The organism is Alteraurantiacibacter buctensis (assembly GCF_009827655.1).
GTDB classification, from domain to species: Bacteria; Pseudomonadota; Alphaproteobacteria; order Sphingomonadales; family Sphingomonadaceae; genus Alteraurantiacibacter; species Alteraurantiacibacter buctensis.
In genome coordinates, this window is the sequence record NZ_WTYV01000004.1 from 321504 (window position 1) to 338198 (window position 16695).

Below are 16695 nucleotides of genomic sequence, written 5' to 3' on the forward strand. Positions count from 1 at the left end.
GCGCCGCCAAGGATCGCCGATGCCCGATTTGAACCGCCTGCTATCCGCCCGCCAACCGCTGACGCTGGCCAGCGTGGCGCGCGGCAGCCAGCCGCTGGTGCTGGCCGACCTGGCGCGGGCCAGCACGGGACGGGCCGTGTTCATTGCGCCCGACGATGCGGCGATGCGCTCGATCACCGATGCCGCGCAGTTCTTTGCGCCGGAGCTGGAGGTGCTGGAATTCCCCGCCTGGGACTGCCTGCCATTCGACCGCGCCAGCCCTGCGCTCAGCGTTTCAGCCCGGCGCTTGTCTGCGCTCTATCGCCTGCAGGCGGGCGGGCAGAAAACGCAGCTCCTGGTCACCACCATCAACGCCGCGCTGCAACGCGTGCTGACCCCGTTCCGCGTGCGCGAGGCCGTGCGCGAGCTGAAGCCGGGGACCGAGATCGGCCGCGAAAGCCTGATCGCGCTGCTCCAGCGGCAGGGCTACAGCCGCACCGATACCGTGGCAGATACCGGCGAGTTCGCCGTGCGCGGCTCGATCTTCGATATCCACCCCAGCGGGCTGGAGGGTGGCTTGCGGCTCGATTTCTTCGGGGACGAGCTGGAGAGCCTGCGCCTGTTCGATCCCGCGACCCAGCTCACCACCGGCACGATGGACGGCTTCCTGCTGCTGCCCGCCAGCGAGGCGCAGATCGACGATGCCGCCATCAAGCGCTTCCGCACCCGCTATCGCGAACGCTTCGGCGCCACCGCCACGCAGGACCCGCTGTACGAAGCGGTGAGCGACGGGCGGCGGCTGGCCGGGATGGAACACTGGCTGCCGCTGCTGGAAGACAAGCTGGCCACCTTGTTCGATCACCTTGGGCCCAAGGACACCGTAGTGATCGACGGGGCGGCGCTACAGGCGGCTGAAGAACGACTGGCCGACATTGCCGACTATCACCGGCAGAGGAAGGACGTGGCCGGGCAGGCCAAGGGCTCGTACCGCCCGCTCGACCCGGCCGAACTGTACCTGAAGCGCGCGGAGCTGGACCAGGCGATTGCCGCCCTCCCCATCCACCGCGCGGTGATATTTGCCGAGCCGGAGAGCGACAAGGTGCTGGATTTCGGCATGCGTTCGGCGCGCGATTTCACCCCCGAACGCTCCGCCGGGCAGAACGCCTATGAAGCGGCGGCCAGGCATTTCTCCACCTTGGCGAAGAACGGCAAGCGCGCCTTGCTGGCCGCCTATTCCGAAGGCAGCCGCAGCCGCATTGCCAGCATCATCGGGGAAGCGGGCTGCACAATGGCCAGCGCCACCACCTGGCAGGAAGCGCTGGGCCTGGCAGCCAAGGGCAAGCCGGTGGCCATGGTGCTGCCGCTGGACACCGGCTTTGCCAACGATGACCTGGAACTGGTCACCGAGCAGGACCTGCTGGGCGACCGGCTGGTCCGCCGCCGCAAGAAGAAGAAGGACGCAGACGCCTTCCTGGCCGAATTGCAGGCGCTGCGCCGGGGTGATCTGGTGGTCCATCTGGACCACGGCATCGGCAAGTACCTGGGCCTTGAACCCGTCACCGTGGGCAAGAGCCAGCACGATTGCGTGATGCTGGAATACGCCGGGGGCGACAAGCTCTACATCCCGGTTGAGAATATCGATGTCCTCTCCCGCTATGGCAGCGGCGAGGACGGCGCCGTGCTCGACAAGCTGGGCGGCGAAGGCTGGCAAAGGCGCAAGGCCCGCCTGAAGGAACGTATCCGCGAGATCGCGGGCGAACTGATGCAGGTGGCCGCCCTGCGCGCGCTGAAGGTGGCCCCGGTGCTGGAGCCTGATGCCGCCAGCTTCAACCAGTTCGTCGACCGGTTCCCCTGGCAGGAAACGGATGACCAGGACGCCGCGATTGCCGACGTGCTGGGCGATCTGTCCAGCGGCAAGCCGATGGACCGGCTGGTCTGCGGCGACGTGGGCTTCGGCAAGACCGAAGTGGCCCTGCGCGCCGCCTTCGTGGCCGCTATGGCCGGGCAGCAGGTGGCCGTGGTGGCCCCCACCACCCTGCTGGCCCGCCAGCATTACCAGGGGTTTGCGGAACGGTTTGCAGGTTTTCCGTTAAAGGTTGGCCGCCTCTCCCGCCTGGTCCCTGCGGCCGAGATGAAGACCACCCGCGAGGAGCTGGAAGCAGGCACGATGGACGTGGTGGTGGGCACCCACGCAATCCTGTCCAAGACTACCAGGTTCAAGGACCTGGGCCTGGTGATCGTGGACGAGGAGCAGCGCTTCGGCGTCAACCACAAGGAACGGCTGAAGCAGCTGCGCGCCGATGTCCACGTCCTCACCCTCACCGCCACGCCGATCCCGCGCACCCTGCAGATGGCGATGAGCGGCTTGCGCGAACTCAGCACCATCCAGACCCCGCCGGTCGACCGGCTGGCCACGCGGACCTATGTGATGGAGTGGGATGACATGGTGATGCGCGAGGCCCTGCTGCGCGAACACCATCGCGGCGGGCAGAGCTTCATCGTGGTGCCGCGCATTTCCGACATGGAGCAGGTGAGCGACTGGCTGCACGAACAGGTGCCGGAAATCCGCTTCGTCGCCGCGCACGGGCAGATGAGCCCGAGCGAGGTGGAAGAAAGGATGAGCGCCTTCTACGAGAAGAAGTACGAGGTGTTGCTCTCCACCACGATCGTCGAGAGCGGGCTGGATATTCCATCGGCCAACACCATCATCATCCACCGCGCGGACCGCTTTGGCCTGGCCCAGCTCTACCAGCTTCGCGGGCGCGTGGGGCGCAGCAAGATCCGCGCCTATGCCTATCTCACCACCCCGCCCGGCACCGCGCTGAGCGAGGTGGCGGAAAAGCGCCTGAAGGTGCTGGGTGACCTCGATTCGCTGGGGGCCGGCTTCCAGCTTGCCAGCCATGACCTCGACATTCGCGGCGCGGGCAACCTGCTGGGCGACGAGCAGAGCGGCCACATCCGCGAGGTCGGTTTCGAGCTCTACCAGTCGATGCTGGAAGATGCGATCCTGGCCGCCAAGGCAGGGCAGATGGGGCTGGAACGCAAGGCCGAAAGCGTCAGCCCGCAGATCACCGTTGATGCCCCGATCATGATCCCGGACGATTACGTGCCCGACCTGGCCGTGCGCATGGCACTCTACCGCCGCCTCAACGATTGCAGCGGCAAGGCCGAGGTGGAGGCGCTGGCCGCCGAGATGATCGACCGCTTCGGCCCCCTGCCCGCTGCCACGAAGAACCTTGTCCGCCTGATCGAGGTGAAGCAGCAGGCGATCGAGGCCAACATCGCCAAGATCGACGTGGGCGCGAAGGGCACGCTGGTCACCTTCCACAACGACGATTTCCCCGACCCCGCGGGCCTCATCGCCTATGTCGAACGGCTGAAGGGCACTGCTCGCCTGCGGCCGGACATGAAGCTGGTGATCGAGCGCGCGTGGGGCGATCCGGAAAGCCGGATGAACGGGCTGTTCCAGTTGACCAAGGGCCTCAGCGCGATTGCGCGGAAGGCGGGGAAGCAGGCGGCAACCTAGAGCGCGGCGAAATCCCCTGCGGCCATCGGCTTGCCTCCCAGGTAGCCCTGCCACGCTGCGCACCCTTCGCGCACCACGGCGTCGCGCTGGGCCTCGCTCTCGATCCCCTCGGCGATCACCTTCAGGTCCAGCGCATTGGCCATGGCCACGATGCCGCGCAGCACCTCCAGGTCGCGACGGTCCTCGGCAATGCCCTGCACCATGCTGCGGTCCAGCTTGAGGTAGTGCAGCGGCAGCTTCTTGAGGTAGCGGAAGTTGCAGAAGCCCGCGCCGAAATCATCCAGCGCCACCCGCACGCCCAGCGCCACCAGTTCCTCCAGCCGCATAGCCGAACGGTCCAGTTCGGCCACCATCGCCTGCTCGGTGATCTCCAGCGTCAGGCGCGCGGGATCGAAGCCCGTATCCGCCAGGGCCGCAGTAACCGCCGCGGTGAAGTCTGCCGCGGCCAGGTCCGCCGCAGTCACGTTCAGCGACAGGCTCAGGTGATCCGGCCACGCCCCCGCCGCCGCCAGGGCCCGGCGCAGCACGTGATCGGTCAGCCCGCGCGCCAGTTCGCTGAGGCCGTGCGAGCCCTGTGCGATCAGCACCAGTTCGTCACCTGCCAGCTTGCCCAGTTCGCCATGGTCCCAGCGCACCAGCGCTTCGGCTCCGTAGAGCGCCCCGTCGGCGGCGAACTGCGGCTGGAACAGCAGCGTCACCTCATCCCGCTCCAGCGCACCGGCCAGCTCGCTCGCCAGCGGGTGGCTGGCAGCGCGCCGGTCGCGCCGCTGGCGGCGGTCGGAAGGAGAAACGGCAACGGTCATGTCCGGTCTATGACGCATGGCGGGCCGCGCGTCACTCCCCCCGCAAACCGCGCGTTGCAAATCGGGACGCTGGCGCTAGGTTCCGCCGCCATGAGCGACCCGACCTTCACCCTCGACACGGCCCGCCTGGCGCTGCTTGCCTCGCCCAGCGACCGGGCCCGCGCAGCGGCCGGGCAACTGGCCGACTGCCACCCGTGGGTGCCGCTTGAGGAAGCGCAGGCCGCCGTGGTGCTGGGTGGCGACGGCTACCTGCTCGACGTGCTGCACCAGATGCTGGACAACGAACGGGTGCTGCCGGTCTATGGCCTGAACCTGGGCACCGTGGGCTTCCTGATGAACCGCCATCGCGGGTGCGACGGGCTGCTGAAGCGGATCGCGAAGGCGCGGCCGATGCAGGTCTGCCCCCTCAAGATGGAAGCGGTTGACCAGGACGGCGTCAGCCACGCCAGTTGCGCGATCAACGAGGTGAGCCTGCTGCGTGAAACCCGCCAGACCGCCAAGATCGAGATCAGCGTGAACGGCAAGGTCCGCGTGCCCGAACTGGCGGGCGACGGAGTGCTGCTGGCCACGCCGGTGGGCTCCACGGCCTACAACCTCTCGGCCCACGGGCCCATCCTGCCGCTCGATTCGCAGATGCTTGCCCTCACCCCGATCAGCCCCTTCCGCCCGCGCCGCTGGCGGGGCGCAATCCTGCCCGATCGCAGCAAGGTGAGCTTCCGGATTCGCGAGCCGGCCAAGCGCCCGGTGATGGTGGTGGCGGACCAGAAGGAATTCCGCGACGTGGCCGAAGTGCACGTGGAAATCGCCCGCGACATGGCCATGACGCTGCTGTTCGATCCCGGCCACGCGCTGGACGAACGGATCGTGGCCGAACAGTTCGTGGTTTGAGCCAAAAGCGGGGTTGCCAAAGGGTTTTGCCGCCCATATAGGCGCACCCCTGCCTTCGGGCTGCTCCCCGATAGCTCAGCGGTAGAGCATTCGACTGTTAATCGAATGGCCGTAGGTTCGAATCCTACTCGGGGAGCCACTTCATCCTAATAGCGCATTGAGAAATCTAGTTTTTTCTGCGCTGGGGCAAAATCGCTCCCACAAACGCTCCCACATGAAGCAATTTTTGTTGGGAATTGAGTGTCAGCCAAGCCGTCGTATTGTCATGGATACAAGCGGTGGTCATGGTCTAGCCACACCACGTGAAATGTATCATCGATGAGAAGCCCATGAACGCGTCCGTGTGCATTGGCCGTGAGTGTGAATTGAAACGCGGGCGAATCGCGCAATTGCTCTGGCAAATGGGCGAATCCCTTCGGCCTTGATGTTTGCTCCCATGCGATAGGGTGATTGCGCGCCGCTTTTCCTCTTGGCGTCACGAACTCGAGCACTGTCCAACTGGACATGGACTTAAGTCTTTCCATGAGGGTCTGCACGTAGCCATCGCGAAAAACTCTTGGGCAAAGTTCTTCGTCAGTGGAATCAAACATCCCAAACGAAAACCGCAAGGGAGCATCGTTCTTGCCAATTTTGGTTACGCCGGATCGTCCTTTCTCTGGAACGTCTGACTTTCTAACCATTGGCGGCGAAGCCGCGATAAAAGTGCTTCATCGTCTCTTTCGATATTGTGGCCGTGGATGGCTCGGTGGGTGGGGTATCGCCACGCGCTTCAATCCACGGAGCCTCTCGATGGGTCATCAATTCAAGCGAAACTGCTGTTTCGGAGCCGAAAACCTCAATTATCTCATCTAAGAAGCCTGCCAGAACATCTCCAATCGCGGGCTTCTCTATTTCCTCGGTGATTGGGTGCCAGCGGTAATCTTTGAAGCGGTGATATTGCGAAAGCAGAACGGGGCCATGGACCCACGCCTTGAACTCTTCGTCGAACAGTGGCTCATCGCGAAGCGCAAGGTTCCACGCGTCAGCGTAATAGAGCAGCTTTTGAAGCTTCAAATTCGTGAGGATTTCGCCGCGCTCACGGCATTCTGCGATGAGGTAATCAGCCACATCAAAAGGGCGTTTGTCCGCCGCTACAGCTTTCGCAAATACAACCATGGCCTGCTCCTCCAGCGCGCATAGCAGAAAAAGCTTGATTTGAATCCCCCATATTCGACTCAAATTTTCGAGCGCCGCAATCATTCCACCATCTCGAAATCCGCCCACTCGTCAGCCGCAGGCGATCCACCAAACAGTTGCGCCCGTGCATCGGCCCGCGCTTCCCGCACAATCCGTTGCGCCGCGTCGATCCGGTCATCATCCGGCATCGCCCGCCATTCCTGCGAGCGCACCAGCCGCGCCAGTTCATCATGTGCGGCCTGCCCCGACAGCGCTAGGTAGCGGTCATATTCTTCCGGCGTGAGTTCCACCCCGCCAACCTTGCGCTGCGGATAGCCGGGGGCATAGTCCAGCCGCATCAGTTCAAGGTTGACCGGATCGCGGGCCGCTTCCGATTGCCAGATGGGCGAGACAATATCAGGCCCCACCCCGCCCTGATCGGTGATCGGCGCGCCCCAGATATTCCGGCGCGGCAGCAGGTTATCGGACAGGCCGGGAATGCGGTTCTGCACGGCATCTCTAACCCCGTCCGTTTCCCGCTGCGTGGGGTCCATGACGCGGGCCACCTGATTGACACCCGTGGGCACCGTGAACGAGCCTGCCAGACGTTCCAGCAGCCTTTCGGCATTGCGTTGCGGGTCCGACAGGGCTTCCAGCAGATCGGAGATACCCGACAGCCACGTTTTGCTGGCAAGGTTGCCCATAATGGAAGCGGTCAGGATAACCGCCTCATTCTCCCTCTGCGTTTCGCTCATGCCTTCCGGCATCAGGGCCATATCGGCACCCATGCCCAGCGTGGTCGAGAACGGGTCTAGGCGCCGATACGAATAGTATGTGTCACCAATGCGGATTGAATAGGGCTTCCAGCCATCGGCATAGAGCAGGCGGGCCTTGGCCTGATCGGTGGGCGGCGATCCGGTGATGTGGCCCTGCAATGCCGCCTCGTAAACCAGCATTCCCATGCCCGTCCCGATGGTGGCCCGCGCAATCGCCAAATCCCGGCTGGCACCACCAGCGGCAAATTCCTTGCGCCACTCCCGCAGCACGGGGGCGGCTGGCGAACGCTCGATTGCAAACTTGAGCAGGTTGATCGGCGTGCGAACGAACGGCACAAACACCTTGGCAACAAGGTTGTTCGTGGTGATCCGCGATACGCTGGAACCGAAGTCGCCAAGCTGGCGCTGGAAGGTCAGATACCGCCCATAGTCCAATGCACGGGCCAGCATTTCATCGGTCGGATTGGCCGACAGTTCCGCAATGCGCGCCCGCAGGGCATCGCCCGCCAGCCCCTCGCCACGGGCCACCCGAACAGCTTGCGCGTTCAGTTCCATGCGGCGGGCAACGCCCTTGAAAAATTCATCTTCCGCCGTGAGCAGGCGAGTAGGCACGCGGATGACTTCGCCCTTCAACCCCGAGATGGCCCGGAATTGCTGGCCTTCCACCTTGCTAACAAAGTCCGCAGGCTCGCCCGTGCGAAGGCCCTGGGCGAACATACGCGCCCCTTCTCTTGCCCCCTGCAACAGCCCGAATGCCCGCGCGCCAACTTCGCTGCCAAGCACGCGATCAAGCGCTTGGCGGGTAACAGCTTGCCGCGCCCGTCCAATCAGCGCCGCGCCCGCAAATTCGGGAATTTGGGCCATTGCCGTAAGAGTGTTCGACACGATGTTGACCGCGTGCGTCTGTGGCCCGCTCAGCAGCATATTGATATAGAGTTCGGCCAGCTTGTCTCGAAAGCGCGGGTCAGTGGTCTTGTCCACTACCGCGTTAAACACCCCCGGCCCAACTTCCGCCGCATCGAGGACAGCTTGCGCCGCGTCGGTCAAGCGCCTCTTGCCTCCGCCGCCTTCGACAATGGCAGTCAGCACGTCATCGCGCACAACCCGGCTGGATGCCATCATACGGAATTGCTGCAAGGCCCGCCCAGCTTCCGCCGTGGCACCAGACACCTGTTCCTGAATAGCCGCGTGGCGCATTAGCTTGCGCCGGAAGTCCGCCATAAGCTCGCCATCTGGATCGGTGCGGCCAGCAATGCGCCGCGCTGCGTTGACCAGATCGTTCCCCGACTTGGCGAGTATCTGGCGCGCGGCAAGCGCTTCCTCTGCGTTGAGCGCTTGCCCCCGGCGACGGGAAAGCAGTTGGTCCGCAGTCATGTTCAGTTCGCCCGCAAGGCGTTCGGTTTCGGCCTGCGTCACACGGCCACGGGTGGCAGCATCGAAGCCAAAGCGGGCCTCTGTCTGGGCCAGTGCGCGCTTGATGTCCTGCGGGCTTTCCAGCCGGTCCAGACGGATATTCCCTGCAAGGTCAGGACCACCAGCGGGCCATTCCTCATAGGCTTCAGGCGGGGCAAAAGGCTGAGGTTCATCGGCAGGCTCGGAAATATCCCGATAGACCGGCGCGCCCGTCTCGGACTCCTGCCGCGCAATCGCCCGCCTATCGTATTGCCGGTTATAGTAGTTCTCAATTTCCGGCAGATCGTCAGCCAGAAAGCGCCGCCCGGTGCGCCCGTTGTAAGTGTCATTCAGCGCGTCAAGGAATTGGTTGAGCGTGGGCCGGTCTGTCAGTTCGGGGAAATAGCCTTCTTCCCAAGCCCGCAGCGCCGCATCATCCAGCAGCATACCGTTATCGTTGACCATCGGGCCAAAGCGGCTTTCCTGCCCAACAAAGTCCATGCCGGTGCGGGCGCGATTGTTGCGAATGCCCATCTTGGCGAGTTCGCCACCCTGATCGACCAGACCGCCATTCAGGCGCAGCCAGCCCACCAGATCGACAGGGCCAACGGTTTTGACTTCGCCGCCGTTGTAGGTGCGGAACGTGCGCCGCGTCAGTTCCCCGCGTTCATTCGGCACGCGCACCGGCTCGAACCGGCCAGCGTCCCGCGCCGCCGCTTCCGCAGCGCTGCCAATCTCATTGCTGGCAATCGGCAGCACATCACCCGGCGATAGGTTAGCAGCCGCCGCTTCGCGCTGGGCCTGCGTCAACGGATCGGTCAGACCCGCAGGACGGGCTGCACCGACCGGCTGGGGCATGGCTTGAGAGACAGAAGGCATTGCCTCACCGTCCATTGCCATTGCGGCAGAAGGCGCAGGGGCCACTTCCTCAAACCCAGCCCACGGATCGGCACTAGCGGCAGACGAACCGTCCAAGGGGCTATCCAGCCGGATTGAGGCATCACGCGCGCGGTCAATCTCAGCGTGACGCGCCAGCCGTTCCGCAGGGGTTTCGTTCCGCCAGTCGCCTAGCGCCTCATCATAGACCAATGGCTCTTGCGCCTTCGCGGCTTCCGCATCGAGCGCAGCCCTTTCCGAAGGTGGGAGATCGGCAATGTTGCGCGAATTGCCCCCTAGGCCGTCAGGAGCGACCACACGCGGCATTGCAGCGGCTTCCGGCGCAACGTCATTGGCAGGCCCCCGGAGCCGCTGACCAAGGCCCGACAGGCGTTCACGCCCAGCCGCAACACCCCGCGAGAGGATAGGTGCAGCAGCTTCCGCGCCCCGCACCAAGGCCGGATCGAGAATAGCGCCAGCAGCGGCACCAATCGCCGCCCCCGTCGCGCGGTCTGCAAGGCTCCCGTCAGTGTCGAGAAAGCCCGTTGCAGCGCCGAAGCCAGCGCCGACGCGGGCAAGCTGGCCAGTGGTCCGAAGGCCCCCCGCATAGGGCATCAGCACGCCGCCCACGAGGCTACCGGCCACCTGCCCCCCATACGAGGCGTAAGGGTGGTAGGCTTCATCATAGCCAAGGATCGCCGCGTTCTGGCGCTGATTGTTGACGAATATATCTGCGAACCGGCGGTCGCTGTTCCACACGTTTTCGCGGTTGGGCGTTGCGCCCAGCGCATCGACCAGTGCGCCCGCTTCATCAAGGCCACTGGCCAGCAGGCCCGAAGCTGTGCCACGAATGCCTGCACCCTCGGCCCCGTCGCCAAGGTTGGTCAGCGGTTGGGGCGCTTCCTCGGCATAGACCACCGAACCACGGAGCGGCTGGCCAGCGGCGGCAAACTGTTCGCGGCCCCTGATCCAGCTATCAACGTCTGCCGGATCGAGACGGAAACCCTGCGCTTCCACAAAGTCCATGATCTCTTGCTTGGACCCCGTTTCCAGCAGCCTGGCATAGTCCTGCTCGGCCTGTGCCGTCATGCCTGCAAACGGCGTGGGCGTGTCCCATGCCTGCGCTGCGTTCTGGCGGGGGGCGACAAACGGCACATCGCGCCGAAAGTCTTGCGGGGCCTGGACCGTCAGATCATGCAGCCCCAGCCCGTTGAGACGGGCCAGACGTTCGGCCTGCATGTAGTCGTAGCGGCGCGCCGGATCGCTGGCGAGGTATTGCGGAGCCACGAAGGCGTTACCGGACGCGGCCATTGATTGCCCAAGGTCCACACCATCCACGGCCAGAGGCCCCACGGGCCGAGCCCAAGAACGATCCTGCACCCGCCCGAAGGTGATAGTTCCCTGATCGAGATAGTTGCCCAGCGCGTCCCGTGACTGCTGGCCGACCGGCACCGCAACTCCCTGCCTGTCCCAGCCCTGTTGCGCCAGTTCAGGCGCATCAATGCCCCACAGACGGAAATTGGGGCCGCGATCCAGCCGCACCGTATCGCCATCGACCGGGCCGGTTACCTGCCGCCCCTGCATCGAGGGCATGGACGGACGCGGCGTTGGGGTGGGCGAAGGGGTGCGCCGTTCGCGGGGCGTGACTTCCTCAAACCCCGCCCACGGATCGGCAGGGCCGACTTCCTCAAACGCGCTCCAATCCTGTCCCGGCATCACTTGGCCCCCGTAAAGTCTGCATTGACCCACGTAGCGCGGGTGATGAACGCAGCGGCCAGCAGCAACAGCCCAGCGTCAGGATCGAAAAGAAGGGCCACCAGCACCGCCAAGGCGCAAGCAGCCACGTAGAAGGCACGCACGCGCCAGCTACCGCCCAACCGCTCCCATGCGGCCCTCAGGAGGTCGATGACGCGGCGAGCCATATCAGCGCGCAGGCACCCGCATGGTGCGCCCGTCACGGGTGCGGAACTGCGAACCCGGCGGCAGGCGGCGGGCTTCATCGGGGCTGTTGACCGTGGGAATGTCATCGGCACGCCGAGACGCGCGAGGCGCAGGAGCAGAACGGGCCTGAGGAACGCCCCGAAGCTCAATGCGATTGCCCTGGCGGTGATCTTCCAGACCGATACGGTTGGACTGGCGCACACCTTCAAGCCGCAGATCGTTGCCGGTGCGGTGATCGTCCAGTTGCACATCGCGCGTGAAGGCGGACGGCCCGTTAGACCGCAGCACGTAATCCTCCACCGCGTTGAAATAGTCCTCCGTCCCCGGCTGCAAGCCAAGGCCAGCCGCGTAGAGGTCGAAATCTTCCGGCCCGGTGTAGAGCGCGTCAGTCTGGCCAGTGGCGGGATCGAATTGCAGGCGCGAACGGCCAATCGTGAAGGGAGCAGACGCAGACAGATCAGCCGCGTTCTGGCGCGCCCAATCGGCCTGTTGCCAATCCAACACTTGCCGGTTGGCCGCATTGAGGCGCTGGGCCTGTTCATGGCGCTGTGCTTGCAGACCGGGCAGGAAGGACGCACGGCCACCCCCGGCAGTCGCCAGGATATCGCCCACAGTTCCCGCAATCATCTGCGTGCGGCTGGGCTGCCCCTGATTGCCTGCCATAGCACGCAAAGCAGCGGCATAATCGAACGGGGCGCGCATCGAACCACCCAAGGGGCCACCCATGCGGCCAGCGACGGGAGAAGGGGCAGCCGAGGCCGGACCCGTGGCAGCGGGCCGACGCGAAGCGGGCGAGCGACTGAACACTTGCGGCGGCACGCCGAACAGGCCCGACACTTGCGGGGGAGCGGTGGCAATCATTACTTGGTTTCCTCTACGTTGGTCAGGCGGGCGCGGAATTGCTGGGCCAGCACCACCACGGCGGGGCTGGTATCTTGCAGGCGGGTGGCGAGAAATTGGGCCGCTTCCTCTGAACCGGCATCGGCCATCAGTTCGCAGCGGGCCAGCGCTTCGGCCAGCAGGTCATCGCTGACCATGCCGTCATCGAGGCGGAACATCTCCCCGGCGATAGCGATGCAAAGTTCGTGATCGCTCACCGCGCCACGGCTGGCAGCCATGCGGGCAAATACCGCCCCTTCAATCAGGGCCGTGCAGGGATCGACACCGGCAGGCGGATCGCAGGCAAGCGCCAAGGCACGCTCAGCCAAGGCCCGTTGCGCCTCAATGCTACCGGTCCCGGCATCGCGCATCAGGCAAAAGGCATCCGCCCCCCTCACCGTTGCGGAACCCGGAACACGCGCCCGTCAGGGGTGCGGAATTGGGTGCCAGGTGCAAGGTTGCTGGCAGCGCGAGGAGAAGCGATGGTTGGAATGTTGCCGCCCGAACCCCCGCCCGTGGATCTTGACCCGCGACGACTGCCACCCCGCCCCTGATTGCTGGAAATGCGTTCTTCCCGGCTGGCGCTGATACCTTCCCGCGTGCGATTGCTTCGGCGGGTTTCTTCCAGCCGTGCATCGCGGTTGCTTATCAGGCTGTTGGTGTTGCGGTCAGCGCGGGCGTTGTCCGCATCAATGTTCGCCTGCTGCATGAAGTTGTCTAGCTGCTCCTTGATGGGCAGCGCTTCCGCCATGATCTCCCGCACGGCTTCGGGGCCGGGATAGTTGGCAGGGATTTGCGACAGGTCGCCGCCGAACTCCTGCACCATCGGCAAGAACCGGCTCATGGCTTCCTGCCACCCGGCTTCATCATTCACGCGGCCCAGAGCTTCCACGGCAAAGCCGTAAATCTCCCGCTCAGCGCGCAGCCGCTCAACCGTCCGTTCGCGAAAGTCGCTCTCAATCTGCATGGCCCGCAGGGGGTCAATCTGCATCATGCGGGCAAAGGCCCGGTCACGGCCAGATTGCGGCTCACCAAGGAACGACAGGTCGAACTTGTCCCCCTCCTGATCGGGGGGACCGAACGGGGCAGGCGTGGACGGATCGGCACCGGTGGCAGGGTCGGGCGAGCCCTGCATCGGCTGGCCCGTGGGCGCAGTAACCGGCTGCGAGGGTGCCAGCGCATTGACAGAGGATCGGCCACCAGTGGCGGGCATCCCAGCCGAGGCATAGTCACCCAGCGCGGAGCGAAATTGCGCGTCCTGCATCTGCTGGCGCGCCTGCATGGCATACTGCGGTGCCGCCTGCGCCAGCGCGTTGAACGAGGCTTCATTGGGCTTCATGGCGAACGATGCCAGGGCGTTCTGCGCCGCTTCCTGCTGGCGGCGCTGGCGCATCAGTTCAGCCGCAGCCCGGCCCTGTTCAAAGTTCCGCTCAAAGGCGTTGGGTTCGTTCAGCAAGGACCAGTTGATAGCCATAGGGGGCCTCTCAATGCACAGTGGGCGCGTAGTGGGTGGGATAGGCCCCGAAACGGGCCGCAACGGTATCAGCAAGGCGCGCCCAGCCATCGGGGGCCGCCAGCAGATCAAGCATGGAGTCGGGAACGCGCGTCAATTCATCCAGCAGCGCCTCGAATGGCAGGCCGGTAGCGCCAGCCACATCGGCCACCAGCGCCCGCCCCGCGATCCATTGCGGATCGAACGAAGGCGCAGAGACAGGCACAGGCTCAGCACAAAGCGCTGCCGCCAGTATGTCACCCAACAGGCCGGATTGATGGCCAGCCGTCATTTCAGGCCGACACGTTCGCGGGCGATGGCGCGCAGATATTCGGAGACGGAATAGCCGTTTTCCCGCGCGTGCGAATAGAGCGCGGCAGCGAGAACAGGCGAGGCACGAAAAGACAGGTGTTCAGTGTGCATGTTCGGTCCTTCGGTCATCACGACGATGGATGGGCCGTCGCTAGCACATTTGTAACACAAAGTCAATGCCACTGCCCCGCGCGGGTAGCGTCTCAGTTTCATATTAGCCCCGCTTGAAGCGCCCTTTGCGCCAGCCGCGCGCATCCTATATGCGTAGCGGTATTAAAGGGGGTAGGGATGGCAAGACCGACTGAACAATCCGACCGCGTGTGCGCAGAGTGCAACCGCAAGTTTCTGTCGGGTGTCGCCCACATTGATCGCGGTGCAGTGATAGCGATGGTTTGCCATACCTGTGCGCAGAAGGTTCCATTTGGCTGGAAACGACTGCAACAGCTTTCGGACCAAATCCGCACTGCTAACTTCAAGGCATGGAAGGCTAAGCAAGATGCCTAAGTGGGATGGCGGATATACCGCAGCATTGACAATCGCCGTGGTCACTGGTGCGGCGCTTGGCTTTGTCTTTGGCTATTTTACTATTGGAACCGACACAGGCAGCTACCAGGCGTTCGGCACGTATCTCCAATACTCCCTGACCGAATTTTCACAAGGCAACCCCTTGGCTTGGTCCACCTTTGGGGCGCTCATGGGAGCGGCGCTCACCCTGTTCAAGTTTCTCACCAACGCTCGAAACTAAATTCAAACTGAGACACGACCGCCCCGCGCGGAACAGGGACAAGGCCCGTCATGTTGCCAGAACGCAACAAGAACAAAGCCCTTGCCAGACTCGCAACCCGGCTGGCATCTGGTGGCCATGCCCCTCGCCCTCGCCATCCTGCTTGCCTGCACCGCGACAGACGGTGACACGCTCAATTGCGGCGGCGAACGGGTGCGCCTGCTGGGGATCGACGCGCCAGATCTGCACGGGTGCCGACAGGGGCGGCAATGCGTGGTGGGTGATGGAGAGGCAGCACGGCAGGCCATAGCCCGCCTGATCGGAGGCGCAGCGCTACGGATAGGGCGCGTAGGGCACGACAGCTACGGGCGAACCCTTGCCGTCGTCTATGCCGATGGGGCCAACGCCTCTTGCGCCATGATTGCGGCTGGCCATGCGGTCTATCGCAGAGATTGGGACAACGGCGGCAGAGTAGCCCTAGATTGCCCGGAAACCGCCCTGTGAGCGCCTATCTGGCCGAACGGGTGCAGTTGGCCTTTGACCGCTGCAAGGAGTTCCCCGAGGCAGGCGCGCGGGGCGGTTACTTCATGGTGCGCGGCGATGCCTACCTAGCGCTAATCGAATTGCGCAACATGGCCCCCGAAATCGTCCTGGCGCTAGGGCGCGCGGATCAAACGTAACCGGCGCGTATTTACGCAGCGGACATAAAGAAGATGCGGAACAGGTAGCCCGCCGACGCAAGGCCGATAGCGCCAGCAGTCAGGAAAGCCGCCTCGCGCATGTGACTTGTGGCCCGTGCCTTGACGACGTTCTTGCCCTGAACCCCGAAGGATTGAGACACCTTCCACCAGCTACGCGCCGCGACAAGACCGATAAGGGCGGCAAGCCCGACCATGACAGCGGCGGGATCTGCTATCTGGGTGGACCAGTCATCCATGGCCCGAATATCGCGCAGGAAGCGCCCTAGGTCAATCTAAGGGCAAGTGGGAGGTGGAGACGTGCTTTGGTCGAACAGCAATCACTTCCGCTTCGTTCCGCTCTAGCTTGAGCGCCAATATGTCATCGCGAGCAATGCGGGCCTTTACCAATAGGGGTTGCCCGTCTTGCCGGTAGCGATTGAAAGAGGGAAAGGCCGCCGCCTTGTCACGATCCAATGACCACGACAGACCCCACTTGTTCGACTGATAGCAGCCCCGCCAAACCGTAACGACTTCCGGCAGCGCGTCGAGCGCCGCGACTTCGTCCGCAGTCATCAACCATTGGCGGAGTGCCTTGGGTTGATCAATCACATCGGCCAGCGGCGTTTGCTCTAGGAGTTCATCAAGGTGCAGCCCGATGTTATCGCAGCTTTGCCATTCCTCTCCCAGCACGGTTAGCCAGTCCGCCCATTCAGCTTGCCAAGCCAGATCGAGCAGGATCGGCAGGCGGTTGTAGCTGTTGGCGAGGCTGAGACGTTCCCGCAGTTGAACCAGCGTCAAGGTGGATGGCAGCGGGATCATTCCGGCACCGACACGCCCACGCGGCCCTTGCCAGCGGTAAACGTGGCCCCGGCATCGGCTAGAGCCTTCACCAGCTTGTCGCGCGTATCAGCGGCCACCGTCTGCCCAGCCTCAAACCGATGGACCGAGGGATAAGACACCCCCGCGCGGTCTGCGAGTTCCTGCGACTTCCAGCCTAGGCCACAGCGGGCCATCCTACATTGCCTTGCGTTCATGCTGATAGAAATATGTCAGAAACTGGCTTGACGCAAGCCCTGCATCACTGATAGAAACCTATCAGCCAAGGCACGAAGCCAAGGCGGGCCGAGCAGCAACGTAGGACTTGCCACCCGGCCCTTATCGCAACCCTGTATGAGAGGGACACGACAATGACCAATACCACAATCACCCGCCGCAGCCTACTTGCCGCTGCACCCGTCGCCGCCGTGGCCGTGGCGATCCCCGCCGCCGCCT

Annotated in this window: 18 protein-coding genes and 1 tRNA gene; 6 read left to right on the top strand and 13 right to left on the bottom strand. The window is 64.1% G+C overall.

The window, feature by feature from the left end; genetic code table 11:
- Positions 1–19 precede the first annotated feature (19 nt).
- Positions 20–3505 carry a transcription-repair coupling factor gene (gene mfd, locus GRI99_RS12005; protein WP_160772269.1) on the top strand — a complete coding sequence of 1162 codons (3486 nt, stop codon included), beginning with the start codon at positions 20–22 and terminating at the stop codon, positions 3503–3505.
- Here mfd and GRI99_RS12010 read toward each other — a convergent pair.
- Entirely contained in the window at positions 3502–4308 is an 807-nt protein-coding gene (locus GRI99_RS12010; protein WP_160772270.1) for an EAL domain-containing protein, read from the bottom strand. The genes mfd and GRI99_RS12010 overlap by 4 nt on opposite strands.
- A 90-nt stretch (positions 4309–4398) precedes the next feature.
- On the opposite strand from GRI99_RS12010, the gene GRI99_RS12015 reads away from it, so the two are divergent.
- Both GRI99_RS12015 and GRI99_RS12020 read left to right on the top strand, forming a co-directional pair.
- A complete protein-coding gene (locus GRI99_RS12015) occupies positions 4399–5196 on the top strand; it encodes an NAD kinase (protein ID WP_160772271.1) in 798 nt (265 codons plus the stop codon).
- 64 nt (positions 5197–5260) lie between these two features.
- A tRNA-Asn gene (locus GRI99_RS12020) sits at positions 5261–5335 on the top strand.
- A gap of 124 nt (positions 5336–5459) precedes the next feature.
- Here GRI99_RS12020 and GRI99_RS12025 read toward each other — a convergent pair.
- The 9 genes from GRI99_RS12025 to GRI99_RS18870 form a co-directional block, all read right to left on the bottom strand.
- Complete coding sequence (locus GRI99_RS12025) at positions 5460–5786, bottom strand: hypothetical protein (RefSeq protein WP_202393063.1); 327 nt, start codon at positions 5784–5786, stop codon at positions 5460–5462.
- Between the two features lie 82 nt (positions 5787–5868).
- Positions 5869–6435, bottom strand: a complete 567-nt coding sequence (locus GRI99_RS12030) for a Panacea domain-containing protein (RefSeq protein ID WP_202393064.1) — start codon at positions 6433–6435, stop codon at positions 5869–5871.
- A complete protein-coding gene (locus GRI99_RS12035) occupies positions 6432–11111 on the bottom strand; it encodes a thermonuclease family protein (protein ID WP_160772272.1) in 4680 nt (1559 codons plus the stop codon). The genes GRI99_RS12030 and GRI99_RS12035 overlap by 4 nt, the downstream gene beginning before the upstream one ends.
- Positions 11111–11317 carry a hypothetical protein gene (locus GRI99_RS12040; RefSeq protein WP_160772273.1) on the bottom strand — a complete coding sequence of 69 codons (207 nt, stop codon included), beginning with the start codon at positions 11315–11317 and terminating at the stop codon, positions 11111–11113. The genes GRI99_RS12035 and GRI99_RS12040 overlap by 1 nt, the downstream gene beginning before the upstream one ends.
- 1 nt (position 11318) lies before the next feature.
- Positions 11319–12197 carry a hypothetical protein gene (locus tag GRI99_RS12045; RefSeq protein WP_160772274.1) on the bottom strand — a complete coding sequence of 293 codons (879 nt, stop codon included), beginning with the start codon at positions 12195–12197 and terminating at the stop codon, positions 11319–11321.
- Positions 12197–12544: a hypothetical protein gene (locus GRI99_RS12050; protein WP_160772275.1), complete on the bottom strand. Its 348-nt coding sequence runs from the start codon at positions 12542–12544 to the stop codon at positions 12197–12199. The genes GRI99_RS12045 and GRI99_RS12050 overlap by 1 nt, the downstream gene beginning before the upstream one ends.
- Positions 12545–12609: 65 nt before the next feature.
- The gene (locus tag GRI99_RS12055; protein ID WP_160772276.1) at positions 12610–13689 is read right to left on the bottom strand and encodes a hypothetical protein; all 1080 of its coding nucleotides are present in this window, start codon (positions 13687–13689) and stop codon (positions 12610–12612) included.
- Between the two features lie 10 nt (positions 13690–13699).
- Positions 13700–13933 (bottom strand): hypothetical protein, encoded by a 234-nt coding sequence (locus tag GRI99_RS12060; protein ID WP_160772277.1) that lies wholly within the window; start codon positions 13931–13933, stop codon positions 13700–13702.
- Positions 13934–13995: 62 nt separating this feature from the next.
- On the bottom strand, positions 13996–14130 hold the full coding sequence (locus GRI99_RS18870) for a hypothetical protein (protein WP_272917406.1): 135 nt from the start codon (positions 14128–14130) through the stop codon (positions 13996–13998).
- Between the two features lie 385 nt (positions 14131–14515).
- Here GRI99_RS18870 and GRI99_RS12070 point away from each other — a divergent pair, with 385 nt between their 5' ends.
- The 3 genes from GRI99_RS12070 (at position 14516) to GRI99_RS12080 (ending at position 15423) form a co-directional block, all read left to right on the top strand.
- Entirely contained in the window at positions 14516–14764 is a 249-nt protein-coding gene (locus GRI99_RS12070; RefSeq protein WP_160772279.1) for a hypothetical protein, read from the top strand.
- Positions 14765–14881: 117 nt separating this feature from the next.
- Entirely contained in the window at positions 14882–15247 is a 366-nt protein-coding gene (locus GRI99_RS12075) for a thermonuclease family protein (RefSeq protein ID WP_202393065.1), read from the top strand.
- Complete coding sequence (locus tag GRI99_RS12080; RefSeq protein WP_160772281.1) at positions 15244–15423, top strand: hypothetical protein; 180 nt, start codon at positions 15244–15246, stop codon at positions 15421–15423. The genes GRI99_RS12075 and GRI99_RS12080 overlap by 4 nt, the downstream gene beginning before the upstream one ends.
- Positions 15424–15434: 11 nt before the next feature.
- Here GRI99_RS12080 and GRI99_RS12085 read toward each other — a convergent pair whose 3' ends face one another.
- Genes GRI99_RS12085 through GRI99_RS18875 form a run of 3 tightly spaced genes read right to left on the bottom strand, consistent with a single transcriptional unit; the run spans position 15435 to position 16457 of the window.
- Positions 15435–15680 carry a hypothetical protein gene (locus tag GRI99_RS12085; protein ID WP_160772282.1) on the bottom strand — a complete coding sequence of 82 codons (246 nt, stop codon included), beginning with the start codon at positions 15678–15680 and terminating at the stop codon, positions 15435–15437.
- 31 nt (positions 15681–15711) lie between these two features.
- Complete coding sequence (locus tag GRI99_RS12090) at positions 15712–16242, bottom strand: hypothetical protein (protein WP_160772283.1); 531 nt, start codon at positions 16240–16242, stop codon at positions 15712–15714.
- The gene (locus tag GRI99_RS18875; protein WP_337192916.1) at positions 16239–16457 is read right to left on the bottom strand and encodes a helix-turn-helix domain-containing protein; all 219 of its coding nucleotides are present in this window, start codon (positions 16455–16457) and stop codon (positions 16239–16241) included. The genes GRI99_RS12090 and GRI99_RS18875 overlap by 4 nt, the downstream gene beginning before the upstream one ends.
- Positions 16458–16695: the final 238 nt, after the last annotated feature.